General features: G+C 36.2%; 13 protein-coding genes. 8 read left to right on the top strand and 5 right to left on the bottom strand.

Annotation, left to right across the window (positions count from 1 at the left end; genetic code table 11):
- The first annotated feature begins 101 nt into the window (after window positions 1–101).
- Window positions 102–872: a DUF3108 domain-containing protein gene (locus ODE14_RS18430; protein WP_248394565.1), complete on the top strand. Its 771-nt coding sequence runs from the start codon at window positions 102–104 to the stop codon at window positions 870–872.
- A gap of 298 nt (window positions 873–1,170) precedes the next feature.
- Here ODE14_RS18430 and ODE14_RS18425 read toward each other — a convergent pair whose 3' ends face one another.
- The 4 genes from ODE14_RS18425 to ODE14_RS18410 all read right to left on the bottom strand — a co-directional run bounded on the left by ODE14_RS18425 (window position 1,171) and on the right by ODE14_RS18410 (window position 5,436).
- Entirely contained in the window at window positions 1,171–1,815 is a 645-nt protein-coding gene (locus tag ODE14_RS18425) for a response regulator transcription factor (protein WP_263602449.1), read from the bottom strand.
- On the bottom strand, window positions 1,805–3,526 hold the full coding sequence (locus ODE14_RS18420; protein ID WP_263602448.1) for a sensor histidine kinase: 1,722 nt from the start codon (window positions 3,524–3,526) through the stop codon (window positions 1,805–1,807). The genes ODE14_RS18425 and ODE14_RS18420 overlap by 11 nt, the downstream gene beginning before the upstream one ends.
- A 78-nt stretch (window positions 3,527–3,604) precedes the next feature.
- Window positions 3,605–4,615, bottom strand: a complete 1,011-nt coding sequence (pheS, locus tag ODE14_RS18415; RefSeq protein ID WP_248394571.1) for a phenylalanine--tRNA ligase subunit alpha — start codon at window positions 4,613–4,615, stop codon at window positions 3,605–3,607.
- Window positions 4,616–4,776: 161 nt separating this feature from the next.
- The gene (locus tag ODE14_RS18410; RefSeq protein WP_263602447.1) at window positions 4,777–5,436 is read right to left on the bottom strand and encodes a YceI family protein; all 660 of its coding nucleotides are present in this window, start codon (window positions 5,434–5,436) and stop codon (window positions 4,777–4,779) included.
- Window positions 5,437–5,521: 85 nt separating this feature from the next.
- Here ODE14_RS18410 and ODE14_RS18405 point away from each other — a divergent pair, with 85 nt between their 5' ends.
- Window positions 5,522–6,457 (top strand): sulfate/molybdate ABC transporter ATP-binding protein, encoded by a 936-nt coding sequence (locus ODE14_RS18405; protein WP_263602446.1) that lies wholly within the window; start codon window positions 5,522–5,524, stop codon window positions 6,455–6,457.
- Between the two features lie 485 nt (window positions 6,458–6,942).
- Here the strand turns inward: ODE14_RS18405 and ODE14_RS18400 are convergent, their stop codons facing one another.
- The gene (locus ODE14_RS18400; RefSeq protein ID WP_248394577.1) at window positions 6,943–7,287 is read right to left on the bottom strand and encodes a zinc ribbon domain-containing protein YjdM; all 345 of its coding nucleotides are present in this window, start codon (window positions 7,285–7,287) and stop codon (window positions 6,943–6,945) included.
- Between the two features lie 204 nt (window positions 7,288–7,491).
- On the opposite strand from ODE14_RS18400, the gene ODE14_RS18395 reads away from it, so the two are divergent.
- From ODE14_RS18395 to ODE14_RS18370, 6 genes are all read left to right on the top strand, one after another.
- The gene (locus ODE14_RS18395; protein ID WP_263602445.1) at window positions 7,492–8,697 is read left to right on the top strand and encodes an RsmB/NOP family class I SAM-dependent RNA methyltransferase; all 1,206 of its coding nucleotides are present in this window, start codon (window positions 7,492–7,494) and stop codon (window positions 8,695–8,697) included.
- Window positions 8,698–8,805: 108 nt separating this feature from the next.
- Window positions 8,806–10,470, top strand: a complete 1,665-nt coding sequence (locus ODE14_RS18390; RefSeq protein WP_263602444.1) for a GLPGLI family protein — start codon at window positions 8,806–8,808, stop codon at window positions 10,468–10,470.
- A 317-nt stretch (window positions 10,471–10,787) separates the two neighbouring features.
- Complete coding sequence (gene asnB / locus ODE14_RS18385) at window positions 10,788–12,461, top strand: asparagine synthase B (RefSeq protein WP_263602443.1); 1,674 nt, start codon at window positions 10,788–10,790, stop codon at window positions 12,459–12,461.
- Window positions 12,462–12,734: 273 nt separating this feature from the next.
- The gene (locus ODE14_RS18380; protein ID WP_248394583.1) at window positions 12,735–13,547 is read left to right on the top strand and encodes a hypothetical protein; all 813 of its coding nucleotides are present in this window, start codon (window positions 12,735–12,737) and stop codon (window positions 13,545–13,547) included.
- Window positions 13,548–13,720: 173 nt separating this feature from the next.
- Window positions 13,721–15,124 carry an MFS transporter gene (locus ODE14_RS18375; protein WP_248394584.1) on the top strand — a complete coding sequence of 468 codons (1,404 nt, stop codon included), beginning with the start codon at window positions 13,721–13,723 and terminating at the stop codon, window positions 15,122–15,124.
- A 527-nt stretch (window positions 15,125–15,651) separates the two neighbouring features.
- Window positions 15,652–16,554, top strand: coding sequence for a pirin family protein (locus ODE14_RS18370; protein ID WP_263602442.1), 903 nt, complete (start codon window positions 15,652–15,654; stop codon window positions 16,552–16,554).
- The last annotated feature ends 8 nt before the right edge of the window (window positions 16,555–16,562 follow it).

The raw sequence follows: 16,562 nt of genomic DNA, 5'->3' as shown, positions 1-16,562 counted from the left end.
AAGCATATTTAATTCAGTCTAAATAAAAAACTGAGATTTATCAAATAGATTTTGAAATCCGGAGTTGTTTTATTTGGCAGTGTTTTTGTAAAATTTTGAGTATGAAAAAATTTTTGAGTATTATTTTGGTGTTTCTGTTTACATTAAGTTTTAGTCAGATCACCAATATTGCAGATGGTGAGTCTATCAGCCTGCGAATCCATTACGGTTTTCTTAATGCGGGAACTGCTAATTTAACAGCAAAAAAAAGTGCCTACAGAGGAGTTCCGCATTTGTACGTAAAGGGAACGGGGCAGACAACAGGAGCGGTACGAGCGTTTTTTAAGGTTGATGACCTTTATGAAAGTTATATTAATATGAATACCGAACTTCCGAGTTTTTATGTAAGAAATGTAAAAGAAGGAAGCTATCGTCAGCATCTTGAAACAACCTTTAATCATGATAATAATACTTTGGTTCTTACAGATAAAAAAACGCCTGCCAACGGCTCCAAGGTTATAAAATCTGTGAAAGGAGTACAGGATATGCTTTCCTGTTTCTATTATTTAAGAAGTAAAAGCCCCTCTGAACTGAAAGTGGGAACGGTAATTAATATGAATGTCTGGATTGATGATGAAATGTTTCCTTTTCAGCTTAAGGTAACCGGAACAGAAAATCTTAAGACTAAGTTTGGTACTATTAATTGTTTAAAAATTATTCCATCTGTAAAAAGCGGAAGGGTTTTTAAAGAAAAAGAAGGTGTGGTGATGTGGGTTTCCAACGATGCAAATCACCTCCCGATACTTCTAAAAGCAGAGCTCGCCGTAGGTTCTCTAAAGGCCAGTATTGACGGATACAGCAATGTAAAATATCCGTTAAAATTTACAAAATAAAACTCTGAACAAAAATCAGTAATAAAAGAAAAACCTCCGAAAATTCCGGAGGTCTTTTTTTGCATTTGATAATAAGCAGATCCACTTCCCCGAAGATATACTTAAATCATCATTTGCGTTTTTTTAATCCTTGATTCTTTTTTTATTTCATCATTTGTGTTTTCAGAATCAAAGATTGTTTTACAGGGTAATAACAGCTGATTATTATGGTACAAAGATATTGCACCATGGATATAGAATCACTAAAAAAACATTAGATATATATCGACACAATTGTAGATATTTTTCTACAACTCTATTAGGAATGATTTTTAACTAGCTCAATCAGCTTAACGATATTTTCAATTTTAAGCTTTTTAAACATTCTTTTTTTAATTGTACTGATGGTATTTTGCTTCACGTCCAGCATGTTTGCAATTTCGAGATTGCCGTAACCGGCAGCGTACATGCGTGCGATTTCAAGTTCTCTTTCTGTTAAAGACAGCAGTGGATTAACCAGATTGCGATTATTAAGTGAATTCATCAGCAAGGCCTGCGTTACGGGGGAAATATATTCACCTTTCTCAATTATTGAGAATATTGCCTCCTCTATCTCTTTTTCCTCACTAAGTTTACTCAGGAATCCGTCTGCTCCTGCATTCAGATATTTAAGAGCATGTATATTCTCATCAATTCCGGAAAAAATGAGAATTTTAATTTCCGGTTTTTTTTCTTTGATTTCTGTTATTATCTGAAGGCTGTTTCCTTCGGGAAAATGAGCATCGATTATCGCGATATGAATGGGATTATCATTGATACATTCTCTGATCTGCCGGAAATTTGATGCATGAAAGGCTTCATAATTGATTCCCGCAGCATCCAGTATAAATATCATTCCCTGCCGAATGAGCATATGATCATCTGCCAGCAGAAAAAATAGTTTTTCTTCTTCCTTATTTATCATAACTGACTTTTAAATTAAGAGAAAAATAAACCTTTGTACCTTTTCCCGGTTCGCTTTGAACCGAAATCTGCCCATCGTAGAGTTCTATCAGTTCCTTGCATAAGTTCAGACCCAGACCTGCACCAATATTTTCGATATCATCTGATAAAACACCCTGATAATAAGGTTCAAATATTTTTTTAAGATCAGACTCTGCGATTCCAACTCCGGTATCAATAATTTCTGTTGTTAAAGTGACTACAGATTCTTCTGTAATTTCAGTTTTTACAGTAACAGTTATTTGCCCGTTCTCTGTAAATTTATTGGCATTGCCAAGAATATTCATAAAAATCTGGGCGATTTTAGCATTGTCCGAATACACCATCAGGTCTGGATTGATCGCTTTATTCACCACAAATGTATTGTTTCTTGTTTCTATATAATTTTCAATGGAACTTAATATAGATGTGATCTGGCTATTGAGATTAAAAGTAACCGGAATGAGTTTATTTTTTACATGCTGGTTTTTAGTATATTCCAGAATCTGATTTGCCTGGAGCAATAACGTATTGCTGGTAAAACCAATAGATTTAAGATACTCTTTGATTTCTTTATCATCCGTTTTCTCACTGATTCTATTAATGAGAATACCGATAATTTTCAACGGAGCCCTTAACTCATGGCTTAACATTCCCAAAACCCGGTTTTTAAATTCAAGATTTGCTTTGATCTGAAGATTAGCTGCTTTTAATTTCTTTTCATAAGAAAAAGCGACACCTGTAAGCATCATAATAAGAACAGAGATTATAAGCATAAGAATCATTGCTGCGAAAATAAGATTCGTCCTGATGCGGTTATTTGCAGAGTTTTGCCGATAATATTCTTTTTCCAGATCTGCCCTAGAGTTCTTGATGGCATAGTCATAAATATTCATGACATTATTTCCATACATTAGCAGATTACCGAATATTTTATAAAAAGCAGTACTATTGCTATCTTTCCGTAAAACATTGGTCTGCATATATTTAACCTGTACTTTATAATGATTATTAACTACATCCAAAATACTGTCAAATTCAGCTTTTATGAGTGCTGTATTGGGATTAATTCCTTGTTTCATGGTTACAACAATACTGTCTTTGCGCACATTTTCTTTTCCGGATATTGCATCTCTTAAACGCCCGAAAAATCTTTTTTTCTTTATCGTATCAGAATAGGTTTTCCTTTCTATATTAAACTTATCAAAATTATAATCAAGATCATACTTTCTGATTTCGGGAAAAACATAGGGTCTTTTAAGGCTTGTATTGGTAGAATATTCATGCACGGAATCAATAAGGTTTTTCAGCCTTTGAACCTTTGGAGAATTTTCATTTTCTAAAATCAGTATGTTTTTTAATCTAGGATATTTATTTTTATGACTGTCGATACTGTCCAGATTCTTATCAAGTTTATGTAAAGATTTAAAATATAAGTCCAGATATTTTTTATCATTATTAGAGACATATTTCTGAAAGTCAACCTGTGCGTTTAACAATTCTTTTTTAGAATTATTTGTGAGCTTTTCCAGGGAATGAATCTCTTTTAGCTGACTTTCAATAAACTTTAAATTTTTCTTTGTAATGAACTCATTGTAGAAAAAGCCCGCAATCAGAAACTGTATAAGTAATATACATAAAATCAAAGAGTAGTGAATGAATTTCCTTAATCTAAAACTTATCTTTTCAACCATCTGCGTAATTTAAATGTAAAAATAATAAAAAATCCCATAAAATAATTTACAGGATTTTATATATTTTATTTAATTTCATTAAAGACTCTTGAACTGTTCCAGTGTTCTGATGTCATTTTCAAAAAACATTCTGATATCACTCATCTGATAGAGCAGCATCACAATTCTTTCAATTCCCATTCCGAAGGCATAACCGGAATATTTTTCAGGGTCTATATTTACATTTTTCAGAACAGCAGGATCTACCATTCCGCAGCCCATAATTTCAAGCCATCCGGTTCCTTTTGTGATTCTGTAATCGGTCTCAGAATTTAATCCCCAGTATACATCGATTTCTGCACTTGGTTCCGTGAAAGGGAAATAAGAAGGTCTCAATCTGATTTTTGATTTTCCAAAAAGCTCTGTAGTGAAAAACTGAATCGTTTGTTTAAGATCTGCAAAACTAACATTTTCATCAATATATAAACCTTCGATCTGATGAAAAATACAGTGCGACCGTGAAGATACCGCCTCATTTCTGAAAACCCTTCCCGGAGAAAGAATTCTGATAGGCGGCTGATTTTCTTCCATGTAACGGATCTGTACTGAAGAGGTATGCGTTCTTAAAAGAATATCAGGATTCTGCTCAATAAAAAAGGTATCCTGCATGTCTCTGGCCGGATGGTATTCCGGAAGATTCAGTGCGGTGAAGTTGTGCCAGTCGTCTTCAATCTCGGGTCCGTCTGCTACGGCAAAACCAATAGATTTAAAAATCTCGATGATTCTGTTCTTCACCAGATTAATGGGATGTCTTGAACCCAGATCCAGAGGGAAGGCAGGTCTCGTAAGATCTTCCTTTTCAACTATAACAGAAGATGCTGAAGCATTTTTCAAATCCTCCAGTTTTACATTAACTGCCTGTTTCAGAGTATTGATCTTTTGCCCGAAATCTTTCTTCTGGTCATTCGGAACTTCCTTGAATTTTTCAAAAAAATCATTCAGAATTCCTTTCTTTCCATTGTATTTGATACGGAAGTTTTCAATCTCCTCTTTTGATGTAGCATTGAAACTGTTTACTTCAACCAGTAACTCTTCTATCTTTTCTATCATTGTTTTACCCTTTCAGAATGTTTTGCAAAAATACGGTTTTTCGGCGAAATATTTTTCCTTAAATTGTTAAAAAAATCCACTCCTGTTAAGAGCAGATTTCAATCAATTTTCAAGTAAATAAAAAATATCTTTTTCTTTTAAAGAGAAAGACTGGATCATCCTTATTTTTTTTCCAATGCCTTTACATTGATCTGAAGTGTAATCTCATCTTTAATCACTCCGTTTTCGACAGGACTCTGAAACTCAACACCAAACACTTTTCTGCTGATATCTTTAGGTTCCGTAGCAATACTTACCACACCGTCTTTAACGGATACGTTTGCTTTGAACTGCATTTGTTTTGTGATGCCTTTAATGGTTAAATTTCCATCCAGTACAGTATTATAATCACCTTCTGCCAAAGGAGAAACCTTTGTAATTTCATAAGATGCTGTAGGAAATTTTTCTGTTTCAAAAAAGTCTCCGCTTTTGAGATGACCGTTAAGTTTTTCCATTTGTGCGGCATCTTTTTTAAGATCTTCAGAAGTGAGAGAAGTCATATCCGCTACAAATTTTCCGCTTTGCAGTTTACCGTCTTTTGCGGTTACATCTCCGCTTTCAAACTTAATGATTCCGAAATGGCTTGTATTTTCAGATTTAAATATTTTATATCCCTTCCACTCTACTTTGCTGTTTAAAGTATCGACTGCAAACTGGGCACCATCTTTAGCAGTTACCACCTCATTACTTTCACCGGTTACAGGTTTTTCCTTTTTGCAGGAAACGATGATAAATGAAGTCAGAAAAGCAGAAAAAACTACCGAAAATAGCTTTCTTTTCATAATTTTTTAAATTTTGTTACTCCTGCTAAAATAATAAAAAAAATTGTTCTTTCCTAGAAAGATTTCAATTCATTACATTTGTATTATGCTATTAGAAATAAATAATCTATTCTTTTCATATTCTATAGAAAAACCTTTGTTTCAGAACCTTAACCTGCATTTTGACGAAGGGAAAATCATCGCGCTTGCAGGGGAAAGCGGCTGCGGAAAATCGACTTTGTTAAGCCTGATTTACGGACTTCTCGACTGGCAGAGCGGTACTATTGTTTTTGATGGCGAAAAATTGCACGGACCTAAAGGAAACCTGGTTCCCGGAGAAGCTAAAATGAAGTTTGTTGCCCAGAATTTTGACCTGATGCCTTATGCAACCGTAGCTGAAAACGTAGGCAAATTTATTTCTAATATCAATTTAACAAAGAAAAAAGAAACTGTTTCAGAATTGCTGGAAGTTGTAGGCCTGCAAGAATTCGCTAATGTTCTCCCGAAATACCTGAGTGGCGGACAGCAGCAGCGGGTAGCCATAGCACGGGCTCTTTCCGTTCTTCCGAAACTGCTGATCCTTGATGAGCCTTTCAGTAATCTTGATTTTCCGAGAAAAATCGAACTTCGTGAAAAGTTATTCCGGTATGTTAAGCAACAAAATATTTCACTGATTATTTCTACGCATGAGCTCCAGGATATCATTCCATGGCTCGATGAGATTGTCGTATTGCAAAACGGAGAGGTCATTCAGAAAGCAAGTCCCGAAGAGACCTTTAAAAATCCTTACAACTCTTATGTTGCAAAGCTTTTCGGTGAAGTCAATATTTTCAATACAGATGAAATGGCCGTTTTCCAGCTTCCGAAATTTTCTTATTATCCCAAAGAAATAAAACTTTCGGAAAATGGTATTGAAGCGGAAGTCCTGGAAAGCCGTTTTGCCGGAAATCATTACTGGAATAAAATAATGACAAAGAATAAAGAACTGATTATGTACACCGATCGGCAAATCGAAAAGTCAGTGAACATTACATTTGATTAATCTATTTTTCCTTTTCCGACTAAAACTGAAAAATGACTGATACCCTAGCCCCGATCGAAGCATCTGTTTGAGCTCATTTTCTTGATTTTGTGCTGCGGCATGAAGCCGCAGCCCAAAATCAAGAAAATAGCGAGTGCGGAGAGCGGGAAAAAGCTTCCAATAAAATATATTTTGCTTTTCGATGTAATCAAAAGCTCCTAAAAAATAATAAAAAATATAGTTAAAAGCTTCTGAAAATCTTTTATTAAACACTTTGAATTTTACGCTTTACAACTATAAACAACACATTTCCCAATACTTATTGTGGAATTGTGCATAAAAAAAATACAAATGTAAGAACCTCGTTTAAAAGTTTTTATTACATTTGTACTTCCACAGCATAAGGAAATTTTTGGTTAATTCTCTTTCTGCCTCCTAAAACGAAAATTAGCATTCCTGCAATCTAGTTTTTTGAAAGATTACACTGTCCAATTCTTTCCTTTTTTTTATGCCTTTTTCACAAATTCAGACTTCAGGGCCATGGCACCAAAACCATCTATTTTACAGTCAATATTATGATCGCTGTCTGGTCTCAGACGGATGTTTTTTACTTTCGTCCCTGCTTTCACCGGCTTCGGTGCTCCTTTTACCGGAAGATCTTTGATAACAACCACCGAATCTCCGTCCTGAAGTTCGTTACCATTTGAATCTAAAATTTTTCCCGAATCTGATGCCCCTGCAGTTGTTTCTTCAGGATTCCATTCGTAAAAACACTGTGAACAAACCATTACATTATCGCTAGGATAGGTAAATTCGGAGCCGCATTTCGGACAAAGTACAGAATCACTCATTGTATTAATTTTTTGCAAAGGTAATTTTTTAATGTTTTTAATTAAAATCTAAAAACATGAGATATATCCGGAACATTAGATTTAGGCTGCAAATACCTAATAATAAAATTTTGTTTAATTCTTATTCCGCGACCTTAAAACTTTCAACCTGACATTCTCAACTTTAATTCGTATTTTTGCAGATTCAAAATAGCAGAACCAATTATGGAACTTATTCACAGAAACTTAGCCATCGGAATTCACGATGCCTTACAGGAAACATTTTTTGAGAAAAATAAATATGCCGATAAAGTAATCGAAAGACTTTTAAAAGCAAACAAAAAATGGGGAAGCCAGGACAGAGCCGTTGTTTCTGAGATTTTCTACAATATCATCCGTTGGAAAAAGCGCCTTGAATATTACATGGGAGAAGGCGTGAAACCCAACAATGTCTATAAATTGATGATTGCCTATCTTCTGTGGAGCAAAACCAATTATAAAAAATTTGAAGAATTTGACGGAATAAAAATTGCCGACATTCTTACAAAACTGAAAAAAGGAACCGTTCCCACAAAAGCCATTGAACATTCAATTCCGGAATGGCTTGCCGAAACTCTTGAAAAAGAACTGGGCGAAAAATGGGAAAAAGAAATGTATGCCTTAAATGAACAGGCGCCGACTGTTTTGAGAGCTAACTCTTTAAGAACTACCACTAAAGAACTTATTTCTGATCTTGCGGACGAAAATATCACCTCTTATCCGGTAAGAAATTATCCCGATGCAGTACAGCTGGAGGAGAAAAAAAATGTTTTTCTTACTACTGCCTTTAAAGAAGGTTTGTTTGAAGTTCAGGATGCTTCTTCACAAAAAATCGGGTATTTCCTTGATGTAAAAGAAGGCCAGCGTGTAGTGGACGCGTGTGCCGGAGCCGGCGGAAAAACACTCCATCTTGCTGCATTAATGGGCAATAAAGGACAAATCATCGCATTAGATATCTTCGACTGGAAGCTTGCAGAGCTGAAACGACGCGCAAAAAGAGCCGGAGCCCATAACATTGAAACCCGTCTGATTACAGATAATAAAGTAATTAAAAGACTTCACGACAAAGCTGACCGTTTATTGATTGATGCACCTTGTTCAGGACTTGGTGTTTTAAAAAGAAATCCGGACAGCAAATGGAAAATCGATCAGGATTTTATAGACCGCATCAAAAAAGAACAGCAGCAGATTATTCAGGATTATTCTAAAATGCTGAAAAAAGGAGGAAAAATGGTGTATGCAACATGTTCTATTTTACCTTCCGAAAATAATGAGCAGGTAAAAGAGTTCCTGAAACATAATCCGAATTTCAAAATGATCAAGGATGAAAAGGTAATGCCCAGCGAAGGCTACGACGGCTTTTACATGGCTCTGATCGAAAGAGTTTCTTAGGATTAATAACATACAAAATATAACTACTCTGAAATCAGGGTAGTTTTTTTATTTGAGCACATCCGCAACAGATATAAAATTTATCTTTGTAAAAACGATCAATCCAATATGTTTCAAAAAATTTCACTCAGTTTTTTCATTGTATTATCATTACTATCTTTTTCACAAACCTATGAGGTCCAGTACATCAATTCATATAATGGAAAAGTAATTCCCAATCAGTCTGCCACGCTGGTTTGGGCCAACGAAAAGGAAAATTTTATTCTGAATACCAAAATCAGAGAACAAAAAGCGGAATTCCCGTTTGAAATCACCAAAATTGAAAAACCTTCCAATACCGTAATTTCCTATGCATTTTTGAAACCGGACGAAATTATTTCTACATCCGATGCTGAATCTGTAAATAAACAAAACTTTGAATTCACAAATGAAACAAAGAAAATTTTAGGCTACAATTGCAAAAAAGCAGTAACCAAAATTAATTCCAATACCATCGAAATCTGGTATACCACTGATCTTAAGATTAACGGTGGCCCCTCTGTACTGGGACAAAGTTTAGGTTTTGTGCTGGAAATTGAAAGAAATAAAAATTCACTTTTATCCGCCAGTTCGATTAAAAAGGTCAAGAAAACGGATATTGATAAAATTCTCAGCAGCCAGGTTACTTCCACGGATCAGCTGGGCTACAAGGACATGCTCTGGAAAAGCAGGTTTACCACATTAAAAGTTTTTGAAAACGAAACGATCAACTTTTCCGGAGATTCAAAATCCGATGGTGAGGTTAAAAGATTTGCCAACGGAACTATTATCCTTAAAAAAATTAAATTCCCAAAAATAAAGGAAGGCGACAATATCTTCGTTGAGCTAAAACAGCAGTCCAACGGAGATGCCTACGACAGAACGGGGACCGTATTTTTTATTCCGCAGGATAAAAAAGAATCTTTTCTGGACGGATTGGAAAACGGTGTAAAAACTCTTCCGGCGTACGACAACGGAAACGGAAAGCAGTATTTCGGCGTTACCGCAACAGAAAATTATAATCCGGCGGTGGAAATGATGCGTTTCTTTACCGCTTTCGGGATTAATAAATTCAATAATCTTCAGATTAAAGATAAAACCTGGCAGAAAACCAGTCCATACCGACAGGACATTACTGAACTGAAATCTGCTTTAAATGACAAAGAATTGTGGATCGGAACTTTTATAGGAAACTATGATAAAGGTGGCCACAAAATCAGCCTGGAAATCACCATCCATAAAAGCGACCAGACTATCCATAAAAACAATACGGTGATTCCATTATTCAATACGCTTAATATTATGGAAATGGCAGGACAGGACTATTCTACAATGTTCAGCCAGGACAAAGGCTTAATGGTGGAATTTACTTTAACAAAAGATCTTAAAAATGCGCAGTTGAGATATATTACCACCGGACACGGAGGCTGGGAAAATGGTGATGAATTTGTTCCGAAAACCAATACGGTATTATTAGACGGAAATAAGGTATTTTCTTTTATTCCGTGGAGATCAGACTGCGGTTCTTACCGGCTTTATAATCCGGCATCCGGAAATTTTGGCGACGGACTGTCTTCATCAGACCTAAGCCGCTCAAACTGGTGCCCCGGAACTATTACGAATCCTGATTTTATTTCTCTTGGAGATCTTAAAGCCGGAAAACATACCATTCAGGTAAAAATCCCTCAGGGACCAACCGAAGGAAACAGTTTCAGCTCCTGGAATGTTTCAGGTGTCCTGCTGGGAAATGAATAAAAAAACCTTCTCGCAAATTGGATCTGCAAGAAGGTAAAAACACAAATGATGAAAAAAAATTATTTCGAGCCACAAAGTAATGGGAAAAATTTCCGTAATTAATTATCATACATTAATAAATATTCAATTTTAATTTTGTATATGTTTAACACCATACGGACAGTTAAAAAATTTAACTAAAATCATATAAAATTTTACATATAATTAAAATTTTACTAAATAATAAATCATTAAGTTAAAAATATACGCTTAATGATTTTTTTTATTGTTTATTATAAACCACAACAATACTTTTGTTTTAATTAAATGATAAAACAATGTGTGGAATTGTATGTCTTTTTGACGCTAAACAAAAAACTGAAATATTAAGACCTCAGGTTCTCGAAATGTCTAAAAAAATCCGTCACCGCGGTCCGGACTGGAGCGGGGTCTTCCAGGATGAAAAAGTAGTTTTCTCCCACGAAAGGCTCGCTATTGTAGATCCTACTTCCGGAAAGCAACCACTTTTTTCCAAAGACGGGAAAGTAGTTCTTGCTGTAAACGGGGAAATCTACAACCATCGAGAATTAAAAGAAGAGTTTCCGGATTATGAATTTCAGACCCAGTCTGACTGTGAAGTTATCCTGGCACTTTATAGAAGATACGGTAAAGATTTTATAGAAAAACTAAACGGTATTTTTGCTTTTTCACTGTACGATACCGAAAACGACATTTACCTTATTGCCCGCGATCATATGGGAATCTGCCCGCTCTATCAGGGATGGGATAAGAACGGAAATTATTATGTAGCTTCCGAACTGAAAGCACTGGAAGGAATCTGCAAAAAAATCGAAACCTTTTTACCCGGACATTTTGTGTACAGCAAGGATGGAAGCGAACTCCAGCAATGGTATAAAAGAGACTGGGAAAATTATGACGCTGTTAAAGACAATGAAACTGATATTGATGTATTAAGAAAAGGCCTGGAAGATGCCGTACACCGACAACTCATGAGTGATGTTCCTTACGGAGTGCTTCTTTCCGGCGGTTTAGACTCTTCCGTGATTTCTGCCATAACGGCAAAATTTGCAAGACAGAGAGTAGAAAGCGGGGACACGCAGGAAGCATGGTACCCGCGATTACACAGCTTTGCAGTTGGTCTTGTAGGCTCTCCCGATCTGGCAGCTGCGCAAAAAGCAGCGGAACACATCGGGTCGGTTCACCATGAAGTAAATTTTACCGTTCAGGAAGGTCTTGATGCGATCCGTGATGTAATTTATCACCTGGAAACATACGATGTCACCACTATCAGAGCGTCTACCCCGATGTATCTTCTGGCAAGAGTAATTAAATCAATGGGAATTAAAATGGTACTTTCGGGAGAAGGTTCTGATGAATTGTTCGGAGGATATTTATATTTTCATAAAGCACCTGATGCGAAAGAATTCCACGATGAAACCGTTAGAAAGTTGGGAAAACTTCACCTTTACGATTGTCTGCGTGCCAACAAAGCACTAATGAGCTGGGGTATTGAAGGCCGCGTTCCTTTTTTAGATAAAGAATTCATGGATACTGCAATGACCATTAACCCTAAAGATAAAATGGTAAATGCCGCTGAAGGAAAGATTGAAAAATGGGTATTGAGAAAAGCCTTTGAAGACATTCTTCCGGAATCCATTGTCTGGAGACAAAAAGAACAGTTTTCGGATGGTGTGGGCTATTCATGGATTGATACATTGAAAGCCGTTGCCGAAAATGAAGTTACCGATGAAATGATGACGAACGCACGATTCAGATTTCCTGTGAATACCCCTCAGAATAAAGAAGAATACCGCTACCGATCTATTTTTGAAGAACATTTTCCAAGTGAAACAGCTGCCGCTACCGTACCTTCTGTTCCTTCAGTTGCCTGCTCCACTCCTATTGCTTTGGAATGGGATGAAGCTTTCAAAAACATGAATGATCCCAGCGGAAGGGCTGTAAAAGTCCATGAAACTTCTTACGGAGAATAAGGTTGAGGATTAGAGTGCATGAAAGTTTTTTGTGCTTGTGAAATTACTTTCAATTTTTAAATATTCCTGATTGATCAATGCATATTATCAATTTTGAAGCTAAACCTTTAACCTTAAAAACCTGCAACATAAATATAAATTTATCAATCCTGTAGCAATACAGGATTTTCTTTTGCAGTAACGATAATAATATTGTTACAATTTAACCGTTTATGAAAAATATTATCTAATAAATAATTATATTTGGAAAACGAAAATATCAATTATAAAAAAATGAGAAGAAACATTACTATCTTATTTGCTTTATTATCCATGACTTTGGCTTTCGGACAGGGAAAATACGGCAAATATCTTAGCTCCAAAAAACTTGCAATGGTGTATAAAAGTGTGAAGGATGCTGATAAAGAAGACTTTTATCAACAATACTATTGGCTGGTAAAAGCTGAGCAGCTGAAAACATATCCTCACCTGAAAGAAATAAAGCCAAAAGTTTTATATGAATTTGTAAAGAAAGTTAACCCTCAGAATCCTACCAAAAAGCTTGATGACAGAGGAAAAGAGCTAAGAGAAACTGCAGAACTGTCTTTGAATCAATATTTCAAAAACAAGAACCTTGAGAACAACTCTGTTTTGATGTACAATCTTGAAACGTATGTAGATCCTTCAAAAGGACAATATTATACAAAGATTGATGCCGAAAAAATCAAGGAGCTGGTACCGAAAGAGCTTTTTGCTTTCAATTCCAACAACAGAAATACAGGAGAAGATACAACGTATTATCTGTGGATCGATAAAAAGAAAGACGATTTCAACATCGTGAGCATCATTCCGGATGAAAAAGAGAATAAAGCTTTCTATGCAAGATTAAAGCAGTATCTTCCAAGTTACAAATTCTCGAAATATGTTCCTTCCGTAAAAAAAGGTACCAAAACAGACAGAACGGATGCAGAATATTATTACATCATGCCATTTGAGCAAAATACCGACAACATCGAGTACAAAACAAAAGATTTCAAAACCTTTGAACTGAGCCAGTACAGAAAAGCCGGCGAAGAGTGGAAAGGGGTTGAAAAACCAAGAAAATAAAATCAAAGTCCTGCGGAAATCTGCAGGACTTTTTTAGTGGTTTAAAATTATAAAAAGTCTCCTGATTCTAATTTTTTAAAATAAATAAATCCAAAGGAATAAATATTGCTGTAAACACTACCATTTTAATTCTTTGAACCAAACAAATCTGGATAATTCCAGTATCAGAAACAATGTCAGAAGCCGTTTCGCAACCTAATTCGATAAAGAAAATATTACCGCTGATCTTAGCAACCGCAATCTTTATGCAGATGCTGGATTCCACCGTTCTCAACACTTCACTTCCGGCTATTGCAAGGGATCTGAAGGAATCTCCCCTGAATATGCAGAATGCCATTATCAGCTATGTTTTAACGCTGGCCGTATTCATGCCTGCAAGCGGATTTCTGGCAGACAGGTTCGGGACCAAAAAGATTTTTATCACATCCATCATATTATTCAGTCTCGGTTCCCTTTTCTGTGCCCTTTCACAAAACCTTACCCATTTGGTTATTTCGAGGGTGATACAAGGAATCGGCGGAAGTCTCATGACACCGGTTGGAAAACTGGCGCTTATTAAAACATTTGACAAAAATGAATTGCTTAAAGCCATGAACTTTGCTATTATCCCCGCTCTTATCGGTCCGGTTCTTGGCCCGCTCGTTGGAGGTTATATGGTAGATTACCTTTCCTGGCACTGGATTTTTCTAATTAACATACCGATTGGCATTCTTGGGGTAACATTAGGTTTAAAATTCATGCCCAATTATAAATCCGCAGATGTCGATTTCGATTTAAAAGGCTTCCTGATTTTTGCAGCAGCTTCTCTCCTTCTTTCCATTTCTCTTGAGCTCTTCGGAGACCTTCAGAATACGACGCCCGTTCTTATTGTTTTCATATTGGGGTTTCTTTTCATGTATTACTATTACCGTCATGCGAAAAGAGATAACAGTCCTATTTTCCCGTTAAACTTATTCCAGGTAAGAACTTTCAGGGTAGGAATTGTTGGGAATCTTGCTACCAGACTGGGAATCAGTTCTGTTCCATTATTATTACCTTTAATGATTCAGATTGCGTACGGACAATCTGCCGTCACCTCAGGATGGATCATTGCTCCGATGGCCCTTACCGCGATCTTCGGAAAATCATATGTCATTAAAATATTAGACAAATTCGGGTACCGGCAGACACTTATGATCAACACTTTCATTATCGGCACACTGATCTGCTTACTCGCTATTCCGGACATCAATACTTCCCTGTACTGGTTTGTGCCTATTATTGCGGTATTGGGATTCTTCAACTCGATTCAGTTTACTTCAATGAATACCATTTCCATTGCAGATCTCCGAAACTTCCAGACCAGCAGCGGAAATTCGCTTTTATCCGTCAATCAGCAGCTGGCTATCGGATTTGGAATCGCTTTCGGACTGATTGTTTTAAAGATTTTTGAAAGTACCGATCTTATTCATGGTGAGCCGCATAATGCCTTCCGGTATACATTTCTTACCATAGGCATTCTTACGATTATTTCCGGTTTTGTTTTCAGAAGACTTCATATTTCGGATGGAAAAAATATGAAATCGAAGGAAGACTAAAAAATTTATAATTAGATGGAAATTTCAGCTTGTAGTTGAGCTCCTATTCTCATTAATTAATTTCTAAATTTCTTCAGTATAAAAGTATAAACAGACGTTATAAAAAACTCCGGTTGCTAACATCCGGAGGTCGATTCTTGCTCGACATACTTTAATATTTAAGTGACACTATATCATAACAAGAATAATGCAAGGCTGGCGTTAAGAGCTGTTTAAATACAGATCCGCAGGTATAGCATTCACTTACTTAAATATTACCACACATCAATACATTCAGCCTGCGTTTCCCTTACCTTTGCTTTATAATATCAATATTATGGCAGATGAACCGATCTATCATTAAGACTCTTTTTATGATAAATGCAAGAGGAAAAATTATGCATGCTTAGAAGATTATAACCTGGGAAGATTCGGTTGTCTGTGGCATTAATTTAACTTAAAATTCAAATCCGTTTATTATTTTTCCTATTTTTATGGAAAATGTTTGCTGATTTCAGTACCATCAGCTTAATAAAAATTAATATATTATGTCAAATATCGGACTTATTATAGAAGAAAAATCTGCAGACATAGGAAATTTTCTGGTGGGCAGACTTTTACCTTTTCGCGAAAAAAGAGCAGTCGGGCCTTTTGTTTTTATAGACCACATGGGACCTGCCGAATTGAAAGATTATCAAAATTTAGATGTTCCGCCACATCCGCATATCGGGCTCTCAACGTTAACCTATCTTCTGGAAGGCTCTATTTTCCACAGAGACAGCGTGGGTAGCGCCATTGAAATACAACCCGGAGCCGTCAACTGGATGACCGCCGGAAAAGGAGTTGTGCATTCTGAAAGAACACCGGAATACCTGAGACATTCTGACAAGAGACTTCACGGTTTCCAGATCTGGGTAGGCCTACCGAAACATCTTGAACAATCAGAACCTACCTTCCATCATATTGAAGCAGATGAAATTCCGGCTTGGGAAGAAGATGGTATACAATATAAACTGATCGCAGGTGAAGCATTCGGAAGAAAATCTCCGGTTCCCGTTCACAGCAAGTTGTTTTTTATCGAAATTAAAACAAGAGATGCAAAAAAAATAAGCATCGGAAAAGATCTTTACGGAGAAGCAGCCATGTATGTATTGGACGGAACAGTTTCTACCGACGGAAATTCGTATGGTTCCAAGCAGCTCATGATTGCGAAAGATACCAAACTCTGCGAGTTTGATATGAGTGAAAACGGAACAGTATATCTTTTCGGAGGTGAACCTTTCGACGAGGAACGTTTTATATTCTGGAATTTTGTAAATTCAGACAGAGAACTGATTGAGCAGGCAAAAGTAAACTGGAATGACCAAAACCATGAAGCTTTTCCTTTGGTTCCGGGAGACGAAGAAGATTATGTACCGCTTCCGAAAGCCATTTTAAACAGAAAACAATAGGACGAAAA

Source organism: Chryseobacterium sp. PET-29 (assembly GCF_025736815.1).
Taxonomy (GTDB): Bacteria; Bacteroidota; Bacteroidia; order Flavobacteriales; family Weeksellaceae; genus Chryseobacterium; species Chryseobacterium nepalense.
The sequence above is the reverse complement of the archived record's forward strand: the minus strand, read 5'-3'. Positions and strand labels throughout refer to the sequence as shown.